20 protein-coding genes are annotated in these 22531 nt (G+C 38.5%); 7 read left to right on the top strand and 13 right to left on the bottom strand.

Features of this window, described 5'->3' with window-relative positions; translation table 11 throughout:
• Nucleotides 1–18 precede the first annotated feature (18 nt).
• The 3 genes from CCAL5182_RS01825 to mqnP are packed head-to-tail and all read right to left on the bottom strand — an operon-like array spanning nucleotide 19 to nucleotide 1922.
• On the bottom strand, nucleotides 19–525 hold the full coding sequence (locus CCAL5182_RS01825) for a DUF6115 domain-containing protein (protein ID WP_336610114.1): 507 nt from the start codon (nucleotides 523–525) through the stop codon (nucleotides 19–21).
• A gap of 9 nt (nucleotides 526–534) precedes the next feature.
• Nucleotides 535–1056, bottom strand: coding sequence for a hypothetical protein (locus CCAL5182_RS01820; protein WP_169937966.1), 522 nt, complete (start codon nucleotides 1054–1056; stop codon nucleotides 535–537).
• A complete protein-coding gene (mqnP, locus tag CCAL5182_RS01815) occupies nucleotides 1053–1922 on the bottom strand; it encodes a menaquinone biosynthesis prenyltransferase MqnP (protein ID WP_336610113.1) in 870 nt (289 codons plus the stop codon). The genes CCAL5182_RS01820 and mqnP overlap by 4 nt, the downstream gene beginning before the upstream one ends.
• A gap of 99 nt (nucleotides 1923–2021) precedes the next feature.
• Here mqnP and miaA point away from each other — a divergent pair, with 99 nt between their 5' ends.
• A complete protein-coding gene (gene miaA, locus CCAL5182_RS01810; protein ID WP_169972290.1) occupies nucleotides 2022–2903 on the top strand; it encodes a tRNA (adenosine(37)-N6)-dimethylallyltransferase MiaA in 882 nt (293 codons plus the stop codon).
• On the opposite strand, the gene CCAL5182_RS01805 is transcribed toward miaA, so the two are convergent.
• From CCAL5182_RS01805 to CCAL5182_RS01795, 3 genes are read right to left on the bottom strand one after another with little or no spacing between them, the layout of a single operon-like run.
• Nucleotides 2895–5267 carry a tetratricopeptide repeat protein gene (locus CCAL5182_RS01805; RefSeq protein WP_336610112.1) on the bottom strand — a complete coding sequence of 791 codons (2373 nt, stop codon included), beginning with the start codon at nucleotides 5265–5267 and terminating at the stop codon, nucleotides 2895–2897. The genes miaA and CCAL5182_RS01805 overlap by 9 nt on opposite strands.
• Before the next feature lie 24 nt (nucleotides 5268–5291).
• Nucleotides 5292–6008: a hypothetical protein gene (locus tag CCAL5182_RS01800; RefSeq protein ID WP_336610111.1), complete on the bottom strand. Its 717-nt coding sequence runs from the start codon at nucleotides 6006–6008 to the stop codon at nucleotides 5292–5294.
• Between the two features lie 59 nt (nucleotides 6009–6067).
• Nucleotides 6068–7714, bottom strand: coding sequence for a multidrug ABC transporter permease/ATP-binding protein (locus CCAL5182_RS01795; protein ID WP_336610110.1), 1647 nt, complete (start codon nucleotides 7712–7714; stop codon nucleotides 6068–6070).
• Nucleotides 7715–7840: 126 nt separating this feature from the next.
• On the opposite strand from CCAL5182_RS01795, the gene CCAL5182_RS01790 reads away from it, so the two are divergent.
• Complete coding sequence (locus CCAL5182_RS01790; protein ID WP_336610109.1) at nucleotides 7841–8842, top strand: AI-2E family transporter; 1002 nt, start codon at nucleotides 7841–7843, stop codon at nucleotides 8840–8842.
• Here the strand turns inward: CCAL5182_RS01790 and CCAL5182_RS01785 are convergent, their stop codons facing one another.
• From CCAL5182_RS01785 to rpsU, 7 genes are all read right to left on the bottom strand, one after another.
• Nucleotides 8843–10213 (bottom strand): coproporphyrinogen III oxidase family protein, encoded by a 1371-nt coding sequence (locus tag CCAL5182_RS01785; protein ID WP_336610108.1) that lies wholly within the window; start codon nucleotides 10211–10213, stop codon nucleotides 8843–8845.
• A gap of 209 nt (nucleotides 10214–10422) precedes the next feature.
• Nucleotides 10423–10920, bottom strand: coding sequence for a YajQ family cyclic di-GMP-binding protein (locus tag CCAL5182_RS01780; RefSeq protein ID WP_336610107.1), 498 nt, complete (start codon nucleotides 10918–10920; stop codon nucleotides 10423–10425).
• Nucleotides 10910–11851, bottom strand: coding sequence for a D-2-hydroxyacid dehydrogenase (locus tag CCAL5182_RS01775; protein ID WP_336610106.1), 942 nt, complete (start codon nucleotides 11849–11851; stop codon nucleotides 10910–10912). Before CCAL5182_RS01775 ends, CCAL5182_RS01780 begins: the two co-directional genes overlap by 11 nt.
• 2 nt (nucleotides 11852–11853) lie before the next feature.
• On the bottom strand, nucleotides 11854–13035 hold the full coding sequence (locus CCAL5182_RS01770; protein WP_336610105.1) for a glutathionylspermidine synthase family protein: 1182 nt from the start codon (nucleotides 13033–13035) through the stop codon (nucleotides 11854–11856).
• Nucleotide 13036: 1 nt separating this feature from the next.
• Complete coding sequence (locus CCAL5182_RS01765) at nucleotides 13037–13654, bottom strand: UPF0323 family lipoprotein (protein WP_336610104.1); 618 nt, start codon at nucleotides 13652–13654, stop codon at nucleotides 13037–13039.
• The gene (locus tag CCAL5182_RS01760; protein ID WP_336610103.1) at nucleotides 13651–14289 is read right to left on the bottom strand and encodes a DNA-binding protein; all 639 of its coding nucleotides are present in this window, start codon (nucleotides 14287–14289) and stop codon (nucleotides 13651–13653) included. The genes CCAL5182_RS01765 and CCAL5182_RS01760 overlap by 4 nt, the downstream gene beginning before the upstream one ends.
• Nucleotides 14290–14394: 105 nt before the next feature.
• Nucleotides 14395–14607: a 30S ribosomal protein S21 gene (gene rpsU / locus CCAL5182_RS01755; RefSeq protein ID WP_169937989.1), complete on the bottom strand. Its 213-nt coding sequence runs from the start codon at nucleotides 14605–14607 to the stop codon at nucleotides 14395–14397.
• A 151-nt stretch (nucleotides 14608–14758) separates the two neighbouring features.
• On the opposite strand from rpsU, the gene ccoG reads away from it, so the two are divergent.
• The 5 genes from ccoG (at nucleotide 14759) to CCAL5182_RS01730 (ending at nucleotide 22514) form a co-directional block, all read left to right on the top strand.
• A complete protein-coding gene (gene ccoG, locus CCAL5182_RS01750) occupies nucleotides 14759–16099 on the top strand; it encodes a cytochrome c oxidase accessory protein CcoG (protein WP_169937991.1) in 1341 nt (446 codons plus the stop codon).
• Between the two features lie 9 nt (nucleotides 16100–16108).
• Nucleotides 16109–16729 carry a TetR/AcrR family transcriptional regulator gene (locus tag CCAL5182_RS01745; RefSeq protein ID WP_169937993.1) on the top strand — a complete coding sequence of 207 codons (621 nt, stop codon included), beginning with the start codon at nucleotides 16109–16111 and terminating at the stop codon, nucleotides 16727–16729.
• Nucleotides 16730–16835: 106 nt separating this feature from the next.
• The gene (locus CCAL5182_RS01740) at nucleotides 16836–17981 is read left to right on the top strand and encodes an efflux RND transporter periplasmic adaptor subunit (RefSeq protein ID WP_169972282.1); all 1146 of its coding nucleotides are present in this window, start codon (nucleotides 16836–16838) and stop codon (nucleotides 17979–17981) included.
• Nucleotides 17981–21136, top strand: a complete 3156-nt coding sequence (locus CCAL5182_RS01735; protein WP_336610102.1) for an efflux RND transporter permease subunit — start codon at nucleotides 17981–17983, stop codon at nucleotides 21134–21136. Before CCAL5182_RS01740 ends, CCAL5182_RS01735 begins: the two co-directional genes overlap by 1 nt.
• Nucleotides 21129–22514 (top strand): TolC family protein, encoded by a 1386-nt coding sequence (locus CCAL5182_RS01730; RefSeq protein ID WP_336610101.1) that lies wholly within the window; start codon nucleotides 21129–21131, stop codon nucleotides 22512–22514. The genes CCAL5182_RS01735 and CCAL5182_RS01730 overlap by 8 nt, the downstream gene beginning before the upstream one ends.
• The last annotated feature ends 17 nt before the right edge of the window (nucleotides 22515–22531 follow it).

The following is a 22531-nucleotide window of genomic DNA, read 5'->3' as shown; positions in this document are numbered from 1 at the left end:
GACTAAAATTTATCCTACTTAGGCTAGTTGATGTAGTTTAAGCACAAATTCTACTCGCCCAATTCCAAGTCTTAGGTCCTTTGCTATCATCTCGATACTTTTGCCGGAGTTAAACATACGCACTATCTGCTCTTCTTCATTTTGCGCGCTTGGGGTGATCTTGCCTATATCGCGAGTGCGCTCTTCTAAGTTATACATCCTGTCTTTTTGTTCGCTTGCAAACTCGTCTATCACGCGCTCTATGCTCTTTATCGCTTTTATGATCGGCACTATTTTTTCATTTAGATCGTTTTCAAGCTTTTTGCTAAGCTCTGATTTTAACTCTTCGTTGTCCTTTGTGTCGTCATCTTTAGAAAGAGGTAAATTTTCAATCTGCTTTTTGAGATTAAAATTTTCTTGCATAAGTCCTTCTATGGCTCTTTCGTAGCGAGTAAAGCGCCTATTGGCTTCATTTTCTTTTATTAGGATAAATGCTATTATGATAACTAAGACAACAACCAAGCCGCCGATGATGAAAAGATCCATTGTTTTCCTTTAAGAATTTGCCCTAAGCTCTCGTATCATAACACGCTCTCTTGATGTTACGTAAGCATCCCAGTCGCTAACGTCTTCTTCGTGCATATTTGTGATATAGGCGGTAGTTTTGTCAAGTGCATTTAGATACATCGCGATATTTCTTTTAGGAAATATCGGCATCAAAATTCTAGCGTAATACCGTCTTTTTGGCTCAAATTTCGGTTCACTTAGGCGTATATGTTCAAAGCCGATACCGTCTATCTTGGCGCTTTGAGCAAGGTCGATGTATTGCTTTTGTTCGTTTTTTATCACATCACTAAGCTCGTCTAATTTGCGGTGAAGCTCAACCAAAAGCGTTAGCATGACTTGGTCGCTCTCTTTTGTATCGCCACGCGACTTTACACGCTTTAGCCATGCTCCAAGCGGGTCTTCGTCGCTTGGGATTATGGAGTTAAATTCTTGCAAGAAGTCTATATTGCTAAGCTCATCAAGCTCAAATTTAATGTCTAGCGAAGCGGGTATTATGCGTATGTTGCTCATAGTGCACTCAATAAAACAAATACAAAAAACAAAATTCCAAGATAACCGTTTAGTGTGAAAAACGCACGATCTATCTTGCTAAAGTCTCGTCTTACGATACGATGTTCCATGAAAAGTATGACGCCGCTAACTACGATACCAAAAAATGCTAAAAATCCAAGCTGTGCCGCCCATACAAAAAGTAGCCAAAGTAGTGTCGCAACGACGTGAAATATAGCCGAGATAAACATTGTGGCTTTTTCGCCATATACCGAAGGTATGCTAAAAAGTCCCATTTTTTGGTCAAATTCTATATCCTGAAGTGAGTAAAGTAGGTCAAACCCTGCAACCCAAAACACAACTCCAAGACACAAAAGCACGCTCCAAAGCGGTATCTCGCCGCTTACCGCAACCGCTCCGGCGATAGGCGCAAGACCAAGGCAAAGCCCTAAAACAAGATGAGCTAACTCGCTAAATCTCTTAAATAAAGAGTAACCGGCTAAAATTCCAAGTATCGGAAAACTAAGCCAAAATGCGAGTGAGTTTATAAAATAAGCCGTGATGATAAAAACAGCTGCATTCGCGATGATAAAAAGCTCTAAATTTCTTCTTCCTACTCTGCCGTCTACACTTGGGCGATTTGCTGTGCGAGGGTTGAGCTTGTCGATATCTTCGTCCTTATATCGGTTGTAAGCCATAGCGAAATTTCTAGCACTTACGGCACATAAAATTCCTAAAACTAAAAGCCCAAATCCAAACCAAACACTGTCGTTTGTTTGTTTGCTAGCGACAACCATCGCCGTAAATATAAAAGGTAGAGCGAAAACCGAGTGCTTAAATACGATTAGTTCGCCGATATCTTGTAAAATTTTTATAAATTTTTTCATTTATCTTCCATTGTTAAATTTTCTCATTTTACTCTCTTTTGCTTTAAATTTAAATTTATATTGTTATAATGAAGCCATTTTAGCGCGTAAGGCAGGAAAATGTTTCACCAACTAGCCCTCATCGGCACGACTGCAAGCGGCAAGAGTTCGCTAGCTATACAAATCGCTCGTAAATTTAACGGAGTTATCTTAAGTCTTGATTCGCTTGCTTTGTATAAACAAATCGACATTGCAAGTGCCAAACCTAGCAAGAGCGAGCTCGAGCTTGTAAAGCATTTTGGGGTCAATGAAATTTATGTAAATGAAGACTTTAGCGTCGGAATGTTTTTTAAAATTTATCAAAATGCCTTAAAGTGGGCGCAAGATAATGGCTGCCTTTTGATAATCACCGGCGGAAGCGGCTTTTACTTAAAGGCCATGCTTAGTGGTCTTACTCCCGATGTGCCAAAATGCGAAATTCCAAGTAATGAAGAAATTTATAGTTTAGCTAAGAAGATAGATGGTGATTTTGCTATGAAATTTAGTCAAAACGATAGTTATAGACTTGAAAAATGGTATCAAATTTATAAATTTAGCAATGAAATTCCAAGCATTTGGTTAAAGGAAAATACGGGTGAACCGCCCATAAAAGAGCTTGAGATATATGAAATTTTATGGCCAACCCAAGCAATAAGAGAGCGTATAAAAGAAAGAACACATCAGATGTTCAAGCAAGGTTTGCTTGATGAGGCGAAATTTTTATTTGACACATACGGATATGAACAAAAAGCCCTTAAATCAATCGGTTTTAAAGAGTGCGCGCAGTATTTTAGGGGTGAAATTTCAAATGTCGCGGAGCTTGAAGAGCTGATAACGATACACACGACACAGCTTGCAAAACGCCAACGCACATTTAACCGCTCGCAGTTTGAAAAAGAATTTATCGGCGAACCTGACGCGGTTGAAGATGTGCTTATAAAACGTCTTGAAGGCTTAGTTTAAAATTTGAAGCTGTGCTTCGCATGAGCTTTTCCACGGGCTGTTGAAATTTGAACCAACGCACTCATTTAGATGCTCTCTTGCAAGATCATATCGCTTAAGTTTGATGTAGATTTCAGATATTAAATTTAATGCTCTAAGCCTATCTTGAGGCTCTAGCTTCATGTTTAAGATGTATTTTGCCTCATCAAGCGCTTCATTTATGCTATCTATCTTCAAATGCGAAGTCGCATAAAGTAAATTTAGCTTTGGAGAAAAGACATTTATCTTAACTCTAGTTTGTAACTCAAGAGCCTTTTTGGCATAGACGGTAACCGTAGCATGGTTGTTTTTGCCAAAGGCGTATTCGCTAATTGCATTATATGCCTCGATGATTTTAAAGTCTTGCCCTCTAAGCTGTTCTATGGCGCTAAGCGTAGCTATGGCCTCTTCTATGCGGTTTAAATTTAACAGCGAGTAAAATCTATCAAAAAGCACCGGAGTGGGGTCTGAGTACTCAACTCCCGCACCAAGTCCCAAGGCTTCGTTTGCAACTTGAACGGTTTGCTCGTAATCTTTCATTTGGTATAAAATTTTACTCAAATTTACTAGCCACTCTACGCGGTCTTCTAGGTTTTCATCTTTTATGTGGAATTTTGAGAGATTAAGCGCGTCGTTGTATCTTGCTGTGCGGAAGTAGCACTCGTATAGTTTAAACTGAGGAAGTGAAATTTTATCGACATCGTAGTTTTCAAGTAAATTTATCACAATCTGACAGTCGTTGTTTATAAATCCAATCCTCGCAAGCTCGTATGCGGCGCGGTCGAGGTAGTTTGTGGCTTCGGTTAGGTTGAGGTCTCTGGCTTTTTGAGTGTAGCTAAGCACGTCGCGGTATTTTCGCTCGTTAAAATTTAGAGCCATTTCGCTTACAAGTGCCTTTTTACCGATATCAGAGCTGTCGTATTTGTCCATCAAGCTTCTATAATGCTCGTGAAGCTTGGTTGAGTTATTTTCTTTTAACTCAAAAAAGAGCGCATCAAGGGCTTGTGTGACTTCGGCAGAGTATTCGCCGTTGTATTTAAATTCACTCTCGTAGCGTTTTAAGTAAGCATAAGCTCTATTTACGTCATTTAGTTTGGCTAAATTTATGCCTATGTTTTTTAAAGCAACTTCATAAAATGGGCTATTGCGTTCGCTGTTGTCGGCTATGATCTCGTAAATTTTAGCCGCTACGTCAGGCATGTTTTTATCAACGAAAACCCCGGCTAAATTTATCGCTCGAGCAGGATCGTTCATGAAAAATTTTTCATTCGCATTTAAAATTTTAAGTATGAAATTCTTTGCGTCTTCAAATTTCTCTTTGTCTATGTTTGCGTCCACAAGAGATAGTGCCGCTCTGCTTGCGATATCGACATCGCCGGTGTTGTAAAGGACGTTTTCATAAAAGCTTATAGCCTCTTTTTGTCTGCTGTTTTTATAAAGATAATCAGCATAATCAAGCATGGTAAGTCTTGTGAATTTAGACCTTTCATGCTCGTTTATAAGTGTGTCAAGCATGTATTTAGCATCGCTTGCTATGCCGTCTTTTAAGTAGGCTCTAGCGATGATGTAAAGAACTTCGGGATAGTTTTCGTCAGCGGCAAATTTCCTCATCCATGCTCTTCCCTCGGCAACTAGCGAATTTGGAGTGGAGTCCTCAAATCTATCCTCTTTTTCAAAAATTTTATCAAGCGCGCGAAGTCTGTAGAGTAAAAATTCACTTGCAAAAAGGCTTTGCGGGTGTCTTTGTATGGCGATTTTAGTTTCTGCTACAACAACTGGATAGTTGCCGCTCTCGTAGGCTCGCTTTATGTTTATATAAAGGTCTATGTCGTTGCTATCCATGCCCTCTATCGGAGCCATGTTAAGGTCAAGCGCGCCGATGGATGGGCGCAAAAGCTCGCTAAAATCAGGAGCGAAATTTAGTCCGTTTGGTTTTAGCGGATCAAATTCTTTTAAGCTTTGATCGATGATGATACTAAAGTGTTTTGAGATGCTACTGCTCGAACTAAAGGCACGAGTGTCGTTATATAGTTCGCTTGAGATGTTTAGTAGTCTTGAGTTTGCCTTTGGCAAGATGATAACAAAGAGCTTGCCGTCTTGTTTTTTGTATTTTATATCCATAAGAGGCAAGATAGTGTCTTCTATCTGTGGCAAAACACCGTCGTTAAGCATGCAAACATAACGCTTGGTGTCATACGCTAAAAGTTGCTCAACGCACTCGAATTCCTCTTCGTCGCTAAGCTGAAGGACGCTATATGGCTTGCCGTTTTCGATACCGCTGTTTAGGCTAAGATTAAAAGCGTAGATAAAAATAGGAAAAAATAAAACCAAAAAAGCTTTTTTCATCTTAGTGTTACAGCCGCCTTGTTTTTAAATTTTACTTACTTTAACAAGCTTGAAGTTGTATCCGACAACTTCGCTAACACCAACTAGTGCCACTGTTCCTTTTAGGTTTTTATCAAGCCTAAATTTGCGAGTTAAACTAAAGTCGTCGCTACTAACAGTTATCGTGTCGCCGTCTTTTATCTTGCTTGCCATGCTAAAAGTAGTAGTTCCTACTATCTCGTCGCTGCTATCGTTTTTATAAAGATAGATAACGCTTCCGTCAAAATTTAAAAGCTCTTTTAATTCGCTTAAATTTCCGTTTGTTTCATACTCTGTGGCTTGTGTATCGGCTAAGATAACATCTAAATTTAATATTTCTAAAAGCTCAAATATCATTTTTGCGTCGGGATTTGTAAAAAACGAACTGTCTATTATGACGTTTTTGGCATCTTTTAGCCATAGAACAAGCTCTTTTATCTCCTCTTCACCGACATTACACTCCCCGCTTAAAAGTCCATCGTCAAGCTCGTCAAAATACTCCTTGTGCGCATTTGATACGTGTTTGCAAAGTAGGGCTAGAACGTAGCTTACAGAGCCTATTTCGCAACGTATTAAATTTTCGTTTCCAAGTAGCTCATCTTCAAAGCATGAGATGTATTTAAATTCACAGGTTTTAAGTTCGTTTGCCAATGTCGGATTTGAAAGACTTAGTAAATTTGCAAGACTTAATGTTTTTGCTTTTTTAAATTTATGAAATTTCATATTTGACCTTTTTGAGATTTATATATTTTATAAAATTTTCTTTTTAACTTCGTTTAAAATTAATCCCGCTCAAGTCTTTCGACTGCGTCTTTACTTGCCTTTTCGCGTTCATCGCCTGTTAATTCGCTAATTTTACCCTCTTTTACGAGTAAAATTCTATCCGCCACATCAAAATACGCATCATCATGGCTAATGGCAACTATACTTACGCCTTTTTGCTTTAAAAACGGCAAAATTTCACGGTAAAACACCCGCTTAAATATCGGATCTTGATCGGCCGCCCACTCATCAAGCACGAGTAAAGATCTTTTTTCAAGCAGTGCTATAAAAAGCCCAAGACGTTTTCTTTGCCCTTGAGATAGTGCCGTAGTGCTTAGCTTGTCATCTATAACTTTAACCTTTTTATCTATGCAAAGCATGCGTAAAAGCTCGTCCATCTCCTTTTTATCTGCAAATTCGTCCGTGTTTGAAAGTGTTTGGGAGAAGAGGTAGAAATTTGAAAGTATCGCACTTACGTTTGACTGATATGAGCGTAAATTTTGATCGTTTATGCCGACTTCATCAAGTAAAATTTCTCCATGCGTCGGAGCTAAAAGACCGCAAAGTATGTTTGAAAAGGTACTCTTTCCGCTGCCGTTTTTGCCGATGACAAATACCGTTTCACCACGTTTTATGCTTAAATTTACATCTTTAAGGCTGAAATTTTTATCAGGATAACTAAAGCCGACATTTTTAAATTCTATCTTTTTCCACTCCTTACCAAGCTCGTCATCAAAGTCAAATTTGTCCGAAGTGTATTGAGCTAAATTTAAATTTGAAATTTTATCCATGCTAACTTTTGCGCTAAGAGCCGTTGGGATAGAGCCTACCATGGCGATCAGTGAGCCACGCAAAAACAGTATCGTAAGGCTAACGGTAACTGCTGTTTGCAAACTCGCCCAGCCAAATCCTACGCATAAAAGCACACACATGCCAACCGCGCCAAGAAGCATGACGTTTGTAAAATTGTCAGAAATTGCATGAAACACATCAGCCTTTACCATGCTTTTTCGTTTTTTGTCTGAAATTTCATTTAGTTCGTTAAAGCAAATTTTGGCTCTGCTTCGATTAAGAGTAAGTTCGGCGTGTCCTTCAACGGCGTCATTGTAGCTTTGTTGAAGCTCGTCGTCATTTTTTCTTGCTATAGAAAAATGATAGTGGATTTTTCTCATTAAAAATGCACTAATGCCAAGAGCAAAACCAAGCCAGATAAATATAAATATAAATAATTTTGGCGATATGTAAAACATATAAATTCCGGAAGCCATGATGAAAACAGACCCTTGGATAAGTCCCGGAGCGCTCATAAATGCAAACGAGATCGTCCTTATATCGCTGTTTAGACTTGCTATGAGTTTTGCTTTGCCGATGGTGTCTATTTGCGTGTTTGAAGTGTCTAATATCTGTTTAACAAGGCGCTTTCTTATCTCAAAAACAAGACCGTGGCCAAAGGTCGTAAGTGTGATATTTGCATAAACTGAAGAGAGAAAAAATAGCAATAAAAGCGATATAAACTGTACCGCTACTATCGCGTCAAAGCTTTGCGCTCCAAGTAGTCGTTCGTTGATAAAAGACAAAACTCCAATGCCAAGAGCGCTAAAAATAAGCGTTAGAAATACGATTTTCACGATAGATAGGATATTGTTTTTAATTAAGGATTTTATCATAAGCCGTCCAGAAAATTTTTTAAATTTTAGGCAAAAAAGATAAATTTAGTTTTAATTTTATATTGACAGCGAATTTTATAATATTACGATATAATTTTGCCAAAACAGCCACGACAAAGGACTATCTTGAAAGCTTCACTGATCTACATCGCAAGTTTTGTCATCATAGCATCGGGTTTAAAAGCTGCAGGAACGGTTGTTTTTCCATTTTTACTGGCGGTTTTTATAGCCATTGTTATTTCTCCTGCTATAAAAAAACTACAAGAGTTAAAACTGCCGCGAATTTTAGCTTTTATCCTAGTTATGGGTGTGATATTTTTTGCTTTAGGGTATATAACAAACACTGTCGTAAAAACTTTAAACGGACTACTAGGATACATGCCGGAACTTCAGGCTAAATTTAAAATTTTAACTGATGAATACACTAAACTAGCCGTTAAATACGACTTTGAGATAAATGGCGTCCTACCTAGCGGGTTTGATCCAAATAATATCTTCACAAGTGTCGGAGGCTTTTTAAAAAGCGGCACCCAAATCGCATCAAAAGCGTTTTTTATCTTTTTGCTTGTTACTTTCATGCTATTTGAAACGCAAATTTTTTATCAAAAAGTTGAGTATTTTGCTAGTAAAAATCCGCAAACAAATTTGATCGTAGATACTTTTATATCAAATTTAAAACGCTATCTTGCCATAAAGTCGATCGCCTCCGGGGCAACCGGTATAATTATCTGGTTGGGACTTGAATTTCTTGGCGTTCCTTATGCTTCGCTTTGGGGTATAGTGGCGTGTGTGTTAAATTTTATCCCGACGATAGGCTCGATAATAGCGGCATTTCCTGCGATACTGGTATCACTTTTACTAAATGATATAAGCACCTGTTTGTGGGTTGCTACTCTTTATATTTGCGTAAATGTTGCGATAGGAAATTTCATAGAGCCTAAATTTCTAGGCAAGGGACTTGGCATAAGCACTCTTGTGGTCTTGCTTAGCTTGCTTTTTTGGGGATTTTTGTTTGGAGTAGGCGGGATGTTTTTAGCCGTTCCTTTAACAATGAGCCTAAAAATCGCGCTTGACGCAAACCCAAGCACGAAATTTATAGCTGTTTTGTTAAGCGATAAAGTTGAGTAACTAGATCGCAGCCTTTGGTCTTGTGACCGCTTGCTCATAGCTAACCTCTGTATCTTCGCTCATAACATGTAAATTTTTAGTTCGTTTGATCTTTGCGTCATCTTTAAATAAAGCACGAACTCTATCCATACCGGCATAAAAATCACGCATAAGCACAACGCAGATATACTTACCAAAAAACGTCGGTTTAATGCAGCCGTTTTCTTCATATATGGCATTTACGAGTTTTAGTAAATTTAGCTCTACAAATAGATCTTTATGGATGTTTGCGCCATTGTTTTTATTGTATTTTGCGATGTCTACCGATCCGTCAAAAAGTTCTGTTAAAAATATATACTTTAAGCGCTCTTTTTTGGTAAATGCGCATTTTGCTATTACCGTGCTATCTTGCGCTTTGACCTTGCGACCGTAGTCAAGAAGGTTAAAAGCGTTTATAACAAGTTCTCCTTCTAAAAAGCTAAACGCACCGCTACCGATGCCGACGTATTCGTGATTTGAGCCGACGTATTCATCGCGCATATCGGCATTTTTTTGATTTGAAAACGCCCATGCGTTACTTTGGCGATATCCGCCTTTGGCAAATTCATCTACGATTATCTCGTAAAATTCGCGCTCATTGTCTACGTTTGAAACACCAAGCGAACGAGCGATATTATCGCGAGTTAGTTCTGATTTCATTAACGGGTAGAGCGTGATTTGTTCAGGTGCTATGGCTTTTGAAATTTTTATATCGTTTATTAACTGCTCTTTTGTTTGATTTGGTAGATTAAAGATAAGATCAAGGCTGATAACCGGTATCATACCAACGGCTTTTTCAAGTCTTTTTTGAACTTCAGCCGAGCTACCGAATTTCTCATATCTGCCGACTTTTTTTAGTATAGAGTCATCAAAACTTTGAACGCCAACGCTTAGACGGTCGATAAGTCCGTCAAATCTAGTAAGACTTTCGGGTGAGATGTGGTTTGGATCGCTTTCTGCCGATATATCCTCTATGTTAAAAAGCTCTTTTGCAAGGCGTAGTGTTTTTTCAAGTTCAGGCTCATTTATAAGCGTTGTTCCGCCACCTACATAAAGGGAGTTAAAGTCAAAACCGGCTGCTTTTACCTGACGCATCTCTTCGCGTAAATTTTCAAAGTAGTGTTTGGCTAGCTCTTGCTCGTAGTGGTATTTGTGAAACGAGCAGTATGGGCAAAAAGTATGGCAAAAGGGCACATGCGCATATAGCATGTATTTTTTGCCTTCTTTTGGAGTTTTTGTGTATTTTTGATTTTCGTCTAAGATTTTTATATTAAATTCATTATAAAGAGAGCGCTGTATAGATTTATGTGCATAATTTACCGCAAAACTCTCTACGGTATTTTTAAAAATCATGATTAGTTACCTTTAGTAAGTATTTTTTAAATAATTTGTTAGAATATCGAAATTTTAATTAAATTTAACTTTTATAAAAGAGCGATACGTGAATTTTACGGCATTTTAGCTTATAAATTTAAAGAGAAATTAAATCGCAACAAAATTATATTAAGCTATTAAAACAACCAAGGCAACAAAAAATTGCATTGCCGCCTTGGTTGTGGGGATTATTTTAAATTTTTAAAGCTCAGAGGAAGTTCTAAATTTAGTCCTTTTACAAGACGTATACACTCTTGTAGATCATCGATCGACTTGCTTACTACTCGCACCTCTTCACCTCGGATACTAGCTGTTACTTTTAGCTTTGCATCTTTGATGGCTTTTGTGATCTTTTTGGAGTTTTCGCTGTCTAAAGTATCGTTTAGCTTTAAAATGGCCTTTATATTACCTCCGCCGGCACTTTCGCGTTTGCTCTCGCTAAGCGCCACAGGCAGGATGTTGCGTTTGATAAGCTTTGAGATAACGATATCTTTTAAGGCGTCTATCTTGTTGTCGCTTGAGCTTAAAAGGCTTATAAATTTCTCCTTTTCATTTAGCTCTATTTGGGCGGTTACACCCTTGAAATCATATCTGGCCGCAAGCTCTTTTTTTGATGTTTCAAGAGTGTTTTTAACCTCCATCATATCGACTGCACAACTTATGTCAAAACTATGTTCACTTGCCATTTTCGTCCTTTATGAATTCTTCAATGTTTTTAACTATTAAATTTATAAGCTTTTCTCTAGCTTCTAAACTAGCCCATGCTATGTGTGGAGTGATGATCAAATTCGAGCTATTTTTAATATTTAAAAGCGGATGGTTTGCACTCATAGGTTCACTTTCTAGCACATCGATACATACTTTTAAATTTTTATCATCGATAGCTTTTGCAAGCGCTTCCTCATCAACTATCCCGCCTCTGCCAAAGTTGCATATAATCGCTCGCGGCTTCATTAGCTCAAGCTCTTTTTTGCCGATGAGCGACTTGGTTTTTTCATTTAAAGGTGCATGAATGCTTACGATATCGCAAATTTTTAGAAGCTCTTTAAGCTCTAAGCGCTCAAATTCCGTGTTGTTGTTTGCTCCGCTTGTAGAGTAGTAAAAAACTTTAGCTCCAAAGGCTTGGGCTACTTTTGCTACGTTTTTGCCTATCTCTCCAAGACCGATTATGCCGAAATTTTTGCCAGAAAGTTCGCAAATAGCTCTATCTAAATTTGTAAAAATTTCACTTTTTACCCATTCGCCGCTTTTTACATAACCATCATAAAACTCGACTTCGTTTAAAAGAGCCAAAAGTGAAGCGAAAGTCTGTTGTGTAACGCTATTTGTAGAGTATCCTGTGACATTTTTAACAGGGATATTTTTCTCTTTTGCGCATCGCATATCTACATTATTTGTTCCGGTTGCGCTAACGCAGATCAGCTTTAAATTTGTAGCGTCCATGACCTCTTTTGTTATCAAGACTTTGTTGGCGATAACGATATCGGCATCCTTTAGTCTTTGTATGGTGTCGTCTTGCGCGGTTGTTTCATAACGCACAAATTCGCCAAATTTTTTAAATACATCTAAATTTATATCACTTCCAAGCGTTAAAGCGTCTAAACATACGATTTTCACGGCTACTCCTTTATAAAATGTCCTACGAATTTGGAGTAATTATCAAGGATTTCTTTGCCTTTTCGATATCCAAGAGCGCAACCCTCATACGCGAAAAATACCCCCGCTTGATAATTATCCCCGCGTTCATCTTTATTAAATTCGTAAAATTCTTGGTAAACGACGCGACTTGTGTCGTATTCGCCCTTGTTTTCAAAGCTTACTTCGCCGTTTGCTTCTATGACACTTACATTAGCTCCTTCTCGTCCAAAAACAGGCTTTTTGACACATTTTTTACCGGCTAGCGGCTCGTTTGAGGCCTCGAGTAAGAGCGGATGATTAGGATATAAATCCCATAAAATTTTAAGTATCCCTTTGCTTTGAAAAAGTAGTGTGTAGGCTGGATTTAGGATGATGGCCTTTTGGTTATTTAGGATGTTTGTTAGTATTAACGCAAGTTCGCCTTCGTTTATGGCGATATCTTCCCATGGGATAAGTTTAAACCAGTATTCGTAGTTTTCTTCGCCTTTAAAGATCCCGTTCTCATCACTAAATTCCACCTCGTCCACGTAGGCAAAATCAGTCGTAAATCCAGCTTCATTTGCCGCTGCTTGAAGGAGTTTTGTGGTATTTTCATCCTCGATATTTCCAGCTATCGTGCTAAATAAAATTTTCCAGCCCTCGTAGTATTTGTTAAAGTCATCCGTATCTCCGCCAAGGACTACAAGGCGTTTGAAATTTTCTACAAGTGCCGCGTAAAGATCGTTAAACTGGGAATTTTCATCCATTTTATTAAATTTAAGCATAGCCCATTGGATGATCGCGGTTTCAAAGACTGCAGTCGGAGTATCGGCGTTAAATTCTATAAGCTTTATCGGTTTTCTGTCAAGCCCGCCGGCTAGGTCAAACCTGCCGTATAAATGCCAGTGCACGTCGTTTTCCCAACTTTGTTTTATCGCGTCTATGAGGTTAAAAGGAATTCCCACTTCATGAAAGAGGTTGTTTTCGATGATGTGCTGTGCTGCAGCAACGAACATATCATAAAGTTCATTTGCCGCCTCGTAATACGCCCGGGCTTCATCGCTCGTAACGCCTACTATCTCATCTGCAACATAGGATGAATTATCGCTATCGGTATGCCACGCAAAACCGATTTGTTCCATAAATTCTTTATTTAAGGGTTTGATTTTTTTTAAATTTATCATATCAACCGCCTACGCTTTGACTTGAGCTTGAAGCTGCCTTCGAGCCGGAATTTGAGCCGAAAAATCCACTCTTAGTGCTTCCTTTGGCTCCGCTTGTGGCAGTGCTTTTGGCTTTGTTAAAGCCATCGGCACTTCTTGTGTATGTGCTTGGATTTTTATAAGCGGTTTGGCGTTGATTTTGGAAATTTTGGTTACCAAAGAGCTTGCTGCCGATCCAGCTACCTATGATAGCGCCTGCTGCAGAAGCAAGTATGGTCTCGCCTAAGCTTGCTCCCCCGCTACTTAGTTGCGCGTTAGGATTTGTTAAATTTGACGTTCCGGCTTCTATTTTTGCATTTTCTTCGGCAATTAATTTATCCATCTCTTCTTTGCTTAACACACGTTCCGTGCCGTCAAGTTGCTTTAAAACCACACGAGTTTCGCTGCTTGGATACTCTTCTAAAATTTTATACGCTCCGTTTGCAGTCTCTTCTATAATCACAAAGGCTCCGGTTTTTTGTGCTACCTCTTCGAGCGAGTCGCCTTGTTCGTTGCTTGTACATCCGGCAAGTCCGGCCATGACTATCGCACCAAAACCGCCGATAGCCGCGTAAGTTGCTATTTTTTTGATATGTTTCATTTTTCTCCGATCAATTCTTTTAATGTTTTATCTTTTCTAATCAAAATCACACCTTGCTTAAATTTAATAAATTTAGAGCGCCCTATGTGTTTTATGATCTTATTTTGAGCTTTTTTTTGCTTTTTTGGCTCAAATGAAAATTCTCGTAAAAATTCACTCAAGCTTATCCATTTTTGCTCGCTAATCTCCTCATCTACAACCGCTTCAACCGCTGTTTCTTCGCTTTTTACGTGCGTTAAAAACGGTCTTTCCATGGCTTTTAAAAAGACCATTAGCTTTTCGTCGCGCTCTTTGTAAATTTGTGAAATTTCATTTTTGCTTTCGATAAGCATTTGCTCTTTTTCTTTAAAGAGTCTATCTTTGTCGGCTTGTAGATTTAAATTTAATGCCTTAACTTCGTTTAGTTGCTCGATCAAATATCTAACAAATTCGCCGTTTTGCTTATTGGTTGTTTCATTGTGGCTTTGTCTTTTTTTGCTCGGTTTTTCGTCTTTTATGTCGGCGTCATCTAAAACGACAAATTTTTGCCCGTCTTTTTCGACAGACTTTAGCGAGCCACGGCGGATACGGTTATAAACCGCTTCTTTTGTGACACCTAAGACATTGGCCGCTTCATTAACAGGCAACTTTTGCATAAAAAATCCTGTATTGACTTAAAAATTTTTATGAGTAATTATAACAAATAAGGATAAAATAAGGGTTAAACCGACCAAGCTACGCCGGATCGGTTTAATGGGTTTTTAGAGTCTTGACTCGTAGCGTCTAAGCATGTAAAGGCGCTTAAGCATTTTCTTGCGAGCTGCAATCTTTTGCTTTTTGCGAATTTCAGTCATAGGCTCAAAGAAGCGTCTAGCTCTAACTTCAGTTACAACTAGGTTACGATCAACTTGCTTTTTGAACTTTCTGTAAGCTTCGTCAAAAGACTCGTTCGGATGTACCTTAATACCAGGCAACGTCCTCACCACCTTTCAATAAAAAATTAGAAATCGGATTATATCTGAAAAAATTTAAAAAAACAAATTTTTATATATAATTAACCTTATAAAGATATAATTTCACTAAATTATTTTTAAAATATTATAAATTTGTTGCAAAGGTTTTACTATGGGATGTGAAAAAAACTATACTTCAAGAAGGCATTTTGGTTTTGCCATTATCACCGCAATCGCTTTTGTGCTACCTTTTATTAAAATAAACGATAGTCATTTTTTCTTGCTTAGTTTTGATAAAAGCAAGCTTCATTTGCTATTTACGCAATTTGATATGCAAGAGCTTTATCTGATGCCGTTTTTGTTTATTATTTTATTTCTTTTTATATTTTTTCTAACAACTCTTGGAGGCCGTGTTTGGTGTGGTTGGAGCTGTCCTCAAACTATCTTTAGATCTGTTTATAGAGACCTGATACAAACTAAAATTTTAAAAATTTATAAAAATATAAAAGATAAACAAAAGCAGCAAGATGTAAGTGTCTTTAAAAGAGCTTTGAGTGTGATAATCTGGGCATGTTTATCTGTGCTTATCGCCTCAAATTTTTTGTGGTATTTTGTTCCGCCACAAGACTTTTTTGCTTATTTAAGTGACTGGACAAATCATAAGGTATTAGTAGGTTTTTTAGCCTGTATCACGCTTTGGCTTGTATTTGACGTTTGCTTTTTAAAAGAGAATTTTTGCGTATATGTTTGCCCGTATGCTAGGATACAATCAACAATGTTTGACAACGACACCATCCAAGTTCTTTATAACGAAGAGCGTGGAGGTAAAATTTATGATAAGGGCACAAAACTATGGAAGAAACCGCAGATAGAAGGTGCACAATGCACAGGCTGCGAGGCTTGTGTGAAAATTTGCCCCACACATATTGATATCAGAAAAGGTATGCAGCTTGAGTGTATCAACTGTCTTGAATGCTCCGATGCTTGCTCTAAAGTGATGGCTAAATTTAACTTTCCTTCGCTTATAGAGTGGACAAGTGAAAATGCGCAAAAAACACATCAAAAGGTCAAATATCTTCGTTTTAGAACGATCGCTTATGTGGCGATACTCTCCGTTGCTTCGGTAGTTTTGGTGTTAATGAGTGGCAAAAAAGAGCATATGCTCTTAAATATAAATAGAACAAGCGAGCTTTATAACATCACAAAAGATAAAAATGTAGAAAATTCATATACATTTTTATTTCAAAACACCGATAGCAAAAAACATACGTATTATTTTGACACAAATGACACAAATATCAAGATCGTGCGCCCAAGTGAGCCTATCGAGGTCAAGCCAAACCACAAACAGCGTGTTATCGTGATTTTAGGATCTAAAAATTTAAATTTAAATGACCAAAAAGATATGCCTATAACTATTAAGATAAATGCTTATGCGGTAGATGAAAAAGAGAAGATAAGCGTCGATAGGGAAACCGTTTTTGTCTATCCTAAAAAACAAAATTTAAACTAAAGGCAAGGCATGAATATCTCAAAAAAAGGTCAAAAACGCTACGACTCTATCATTGAGGCGGCACAAGAGCTATTTTTACAAAACGGCTATGAAAATACAAGCCTAAATCAGATAGTAACAAAAAGCGGTGGCTCACTTGCTAGCGTTTACAAATTTTTTGAAAATAAAGAAAAACTTTTTATGGCGATACTTAAGATAAAAATGGACGAGTTTAAGTGTGAACTAGATGCGCTTACCGTCTTAAAAGAGAGCAATGACCTGAGTGAATTTTTAAATGCATTCGGACTAGTGTATTTTGAAATTTTTTATAAACCAGAGAGCACAAAATTCTTTAGGATCGTTATAGCAGAAACATATAAAAGCAAGGATTTGGCACAGCTAACCGCGCAACTCATGACCGATGTTATTATAAAAACCATAGCGGACTTTTTAAGAAAACCAAATATCGCGCCTTTGTTAAAATGCGGTGATGCGGAAGCTGTTGCGTTTAGTTTTTGCTCTTTGATCCGTGAGCCGTTTTTCTTTAGGACGCTTATACTTGGCGAAGAGCCGAAGCCAAAAACAAAAGAGGAAAAAATGCAGATAGTTGCAGGTATCGTGGATTCGTTTCTTAACGGTATTTGCAAATAATATTTATCATTCGTTTATCGAATTTATAGTAAAATTTCGCTTCTTTAGTAAAATGTAATTCAAATTACGAACAAAATAAAATAATAAAAATTTAAGGAGAAATTTCATGAGAAGGTATAGGGCTTTAGCCATTACTTTAGTCGTCATGATGACCTTTACGGGTTGTGATTTACTAAAAGCGTTTAATAAAAAAGAAGAGGGCAAAGCTGCTGCATCAGCCATGCAAAAGCCCCCTGCAAAAGTTGATGTCGTCGTAGCCAAAAAGGGTGATTTCCCGATGACATTTAACTATCCCGCAAGAATTCAAAGCGAGCAAGATGTTGTTATAACACCAAAGGTAGCAGGGACGCTTTTAAAACAAAATTTTAAAGCGGGAGATAGTGTCAAAGAGGGACAAATTTTATTTGTCATAGACCCCGACTTATATACGGCTGCTTATGAGGTTGCACAAGCAAATATCTTGCAAGCACAAGCTACGCTTAAAAATGCAAAAAGCGACATGGATAGGATAAAAAAACTTTTTGAACAAAAGGCGACAAGTCAGAAGGACTATGATAGCGCTGTCGCTGCGCTAGAGAGTGCAACTGCAAATTTGGCTAGTGCACAAGCAAACGCAAAAACCGCAAAGCTAAATCTTGAATATTCAAATGTAAAAGCACCTTTTAGCGGTGTGGTCGGTGAGAATTTAGTAGATATAGGCACTTATGTCGCAGTAGGAAGCACGCAGCTTGTTAGATTAACCAAGATCGATCCGATAGAGGCTAGATTTTATATTTCAGATATTGATAACCTAGATAGGATTAAAAATTTAAATTCCGCTAGCTGGGAGCAACTAAATGCCGAAGCGGTATTAAATTTAAACAATGAAAACTATGTAGGTAGGGTTAAATTTATAGATGCGACAGTAGATACTTCAACGGGCAATGTTTTAGCCAAAGCCGAATTTGAAAACAAGGACGGCAAGCTACTTCCTGGCATGTTTGCTCGTATTCAGATGGATGGATTTATACAAAAAAATAGCTTCACTATACCTCAAGTAGCGATCCTTCAAGACACCGTTAGTCCGTATGTTTATTTAGTAAAAGACGGTAAAGTCGCAAAACAAAATATCAAAATCATATACCAAACAGTAACTGAAGCTTATGTTAGCGACGGCATAAACGAAGGTGACGTGATAATAACAAACAACTTTAAAAAGATAGGCGTGGGTGCACCTGTTGTGCCTGAAACTCAAGGTAAGGAGAACAAATAATGTTTTCTAGATTTTTTATAAATCGCCCTATATTTGCCGCTGTTGTTTCGATCATCATTGTTATTGGCGGACTTATGGCGATGAAAGGTCTTCCTATCGAGGAGTATCCAAAACTCACTCCGCCGCAAGTAACCGTTAGTGCTACTTATACGGGAGCAAATGCAGAGACTATCGCAAACACGGTTGCAACGTTGCTTGAGGACGAGATAAATGGTGTTGAGGGCATGATATATATGCAAAGCACTTCAAGCTCAAGTGGCTCAATGAGTATAAATGTATATTTTCAGATAGGCTATGACTCAAAACAAGCTACGATAGATGTTAATAACCGCGTTCAAGCAGCACTCTCTCGTCTGCCTGATGAGGTCCAAAGTACCGGCGTTATCGTGCGTGAAAGAAGTAGCTCGATACTTGAAGTTGTTGCCTTTACTTCAGATGACCCGAGTATGAGCAGGCTTGAACAATCAAACTACGTCTTGCTAAATATCGCCGATGAGATAAAGCGTGTTAAGGGCGTTGGTGACGTTAACGTTATCGGCAACCAAAACTACGCCATGAGGATTTGGTTAAAGCCTGATGAGCTATCTAAATTTAACCTAAGTGTTCCTGAGGTTTTAACTGCGGTTAGAACGCAAAATAGCCAATACGCAGCGGGTAAAATCGGCGAACAGCCTATGAAAGACGCCAAAAATCCTTATGTGTATACGATAAAAGCGGACGGTCGTTACTCTAGCTCGGAGCAGTTTGAAAACATTATCCTAAGATCAAATTCTGACGGCACACTGTTAAAGTTAAAAGACGTGGCAGATGTTGAGATAGGCTCAAGATCTTACTCGTTTAACGGCTTTTTAAATAACCAAGTAATGTCGCCTATGCTTATTTTCTTACAAAATGATGCAAACGCACTTGAGACGGCGCAGCTTGTTTCAAAACGCTTAGATGAACTCTCTGTTAGTTATCCTGCCGGTTTTAAGCATACAGTCTCATACGATACTACAAAATTTGTTGAAGTTTCTATAAAAGAGGTTGTTAAGACCTTTATAGAGGCGCTTGTTCTTGTTATTATCGTTATTTATTTCTTCTTAAAAAGTATCCGCGCCACCATCATACCGATGCTTGCCGTGCCGGTTTCTATCATAGGAACATTTGCCGGTTTTTATGCGATGGGATTTTCTATAAACCTTATCACGCTTTTTGCACTTATTCTTGCTATCGGTATCGTTGTAGATGATGCTATTATCGTTATAGAAAACGTTGAACGTATAATGCACGAAGATAAAGACATAAGCGTTAAAGACGCGACTATAAAAGCCATGGATGAGGTTGCTGCACCGGTTATATCTATCGTGCTAGTGCTTTCTGCAGTTTTTGTGCCGGTTGCGTTTATGGAGGGATTTGTTGGTGTTATCCAGCGTCAATTCGCCCTTACTCTTGTTGTTTCGGTCGCTCTTTCTGGCTTTGTGGCGCTTACTCTTACTCCTGCACTCGCGGCTATCATGCTTAAGCGCGGCGAGAGTGAGCCGTTTTGGATAGTTAAGAAATTTAACGATTTGTTTGACTGGAGCACAAATGTCTTTTCGGCAGGCGTTGCTAAAATTTTACGCCATGTCATACCAAGCCTTGCGGTAGTTGCTATTGTTATATTTGCAATGATAGAGCTATTTAAAGTAGTGCCAAGTAGCCTTGTGCCTTACGAGGATAAGGGCTATATGATGGCTATCTCTTCTTTACCTCCAGCTTCGGCTGCGCCTAGAACTATCAAAGAGGTAAATAAAATGAGCGAAATGCTTTTGGCTGATCCAAATATCGATCTAGTGACAGGTTTTGCTGGATACGACATGATAGCTGGCGCACTTCGTGAAAACTCTATGATCTTTTTTGTTAGAACAACTGACTGGAGTTTAAGGCAAACTCCTCAAAGTAGTATAAATGCGTTGATCGGTAAATACAACGGTGTATTTTGGCCTTCAAAAGAGAGCATGAGCTTTGTTGTAAACATACCTCCTATTACAGGCTTATCAATGACTGGTGGTTTTGAGATGTTTATACAAAACAGAAGCGGCAAGAGCTACAATGATATAGAAAAAGATGTTTTAGCGGTAGTTGCTAAGGCAAATGCTCGTCCTGAGCTAACAAGCGTAAGAACCACCCTTGAGACAAACTATCCGCAGTATGATATAAAGATAGACGACGAAAAGGCTTATCTGCTTGGCGTAAGTAAGTCTGATATATTTAACGCGCTTTCGGCGACTATGGGTTCATACTACATAAACGACTTTAATATGTTCGGTAAAACATACCGCGTATATGCACAAGCCAAAGAGAAATTTAGAAATTCTCCGGAAGATATGCGTGATATATTTGTTAAAAATTCAAAAGGTGAGATGGTATCTTTGGCAACAGTTGCCACACTAACAAGAAGCATGGGGCCAGACCTTGTTGATAGGTTTAATCTCTTTCCTGCAGCGAAGGTTATGGGTGATCCTGCCATCGGATATACTTCAGGTGAGGCGCTAAAAGCTATACAAGAGGTAGTTAAAGAGACCTTAAATGAAAACGAATATTCAATAGCATGGTCTGGCACGGCATATCAAGAGGTAAATTCAGCAGGCACCGGCACGCAAGCATTTATATTTGGTATGATATTTGTATTTTTGATACTTGCGGCGCAGTATGAAAGATGGCTGATCCCTCTTGCGGTTATTACCGCTGTTCCGTTTGCTGTATTTGGTTCGTTACTTGCTACATGGGCCAGGGGATTAACAAACGACGTGTATTTTGAGGTAGGCTTGTTGCTGCTCATCGGTCTTTCGGCAAAAAATGCGATCCTTATCGTGGAATTTGCTATGCAAGAGCGTGAAAACGGTAAAAGTATATTTGACGCAGCCGTTAGTGCGGCTAGACTACGTTTCCGTCCGATAGTTATGACATCTATCGCATTTACACTAGGAGTTTTTCCGATGGTTATATCAAGCGGGGCAGGTGCAGCATCTCGCCACAGTCTTGGCACCGGTGTTGTAGGCGGTATGATAGCGGCTACAACGATAGCGATATTTTTCGTTCCGCTCTTTTACTATCTACTAGAAAATTTAAACGCTAAATTTTGGAACAAAAACAAAATAATCAAGCGAGATGGAGGAGAGGTTAATGCGTAATATAGCTGTTTTGGTATTAGCACTTTTTATGGCAGGATGTTCTTTTCGTCCTGAAATGCCTCAGGTCGAGACGAAATTTGAGTATAGGTTTGAAACCAGTGATATAAACGATCTTTGGTGGCAAAATTTTAATGACCAAAATTTAAATTTACTCGTTGAAGAGTCGCTAAAACATAACATAGATTTAAAGCTCGCCTATATAAATTTACAAAGTGCGGCACTAACGCTTAAAAACTCTCGTACCGATCTTTTCCCTACTCTTGGCATAAACGGCGAAGCAAGTAAGGCTAGAACAAGCGGCGAGACATATAGCGGACAAGATAATGTTAAATACGATAGTTTCTCGCTAAGTGTGGTGCTTAATTATGAAGTTGATCTTTGGGGCAGGGTAAGAAATTCTATAGCTTCATCGGACGCACTTTTGCAAGCAAGTAGATATGACTATGATAACGCAAGGCTTACTATAGCTTCAAACGTCGTGCAAAATTACTTTACGCTTGTGTCTTTAAAGATGAAAGAGGATATTTTAAAAGAGACTTTAAAAAGCTATAAAGACACGATGGAGTATCGTAAAAAACAGCTTGAAGTTGGAACTATTACGCAAATTATATACTTGCAAAGCGTGGCTGCCATGCAAAGTGCACAAATCAACCTGACAAATGTTCAAAATTCTATGCTTAGCGCCTCAAATGCCTTGGCTATACTTTCTGGAAAAAGTAACGATGAAATTTTAAGAGATATCATCGCGACAAGCGACACCTTGCCAACTCCTCCGCAAATTAGTGCGGATATAAGCTCTGACGTGCTTCTTAGAAGAAGCGATGTCGCAAGTGCTTATGAGAGCCTAAAAAGCTCAAATGCCCTTGTAGGAGTGGCTAAGGCGGCTTATTTTCCGACTTTATCATTAACCGGGATTTTTGGATTTAGCTCGGATGAGCTTGATAGGCTTTTTGTTCAAAATGCCAACACGTGGTCACTAGCCGGCTCACTTGCCCAAAGTGTATTTGACTATGGCAGACGCGCAAACAATGTCGAACTAGCAGAACTTTCACAAAGTGCAAATGCTCTAAAATACGAGCAGGCTATAAAAGCGGCATTGGGCGAAGTCATGGTTGCCTTGCATAATCGCAAAAGTGCAGCCGAAGTATATGATGAAACCCAGGCTTTACTAAACTCACAAAGTAAAATTTACGACCTTGCACGCGCTCAATACGAGACAGGCTATGCCGATCATCTGACCTTGCTTGACTCTCAAAGAAATCTCTTAAGCACTAGGCTAGTTGCTGTAGATGCGGCTTTGACTTTAAACAACAGCGTAGTTGAAATTTATAAAAGTTTCGGCGGTGGATTTAAAGTAGAGCAAAATCAAACAAAATAATTATAGGGCTTTTGCCC

The organism is Campylobacter sp. 7477a (genome assembly GCF_014892335.1).
GTDB lineage: Bacteria > Campylobacterota > Campylobacteria > Campylobacterales > Campylobacteraceae > Campylobacter_A > Campylobacter_A californiensis.
Note: the sequence above shows the minus strand (reverse complement) of the source record. Positions and strands in the feature narration are given on the sequence as shown.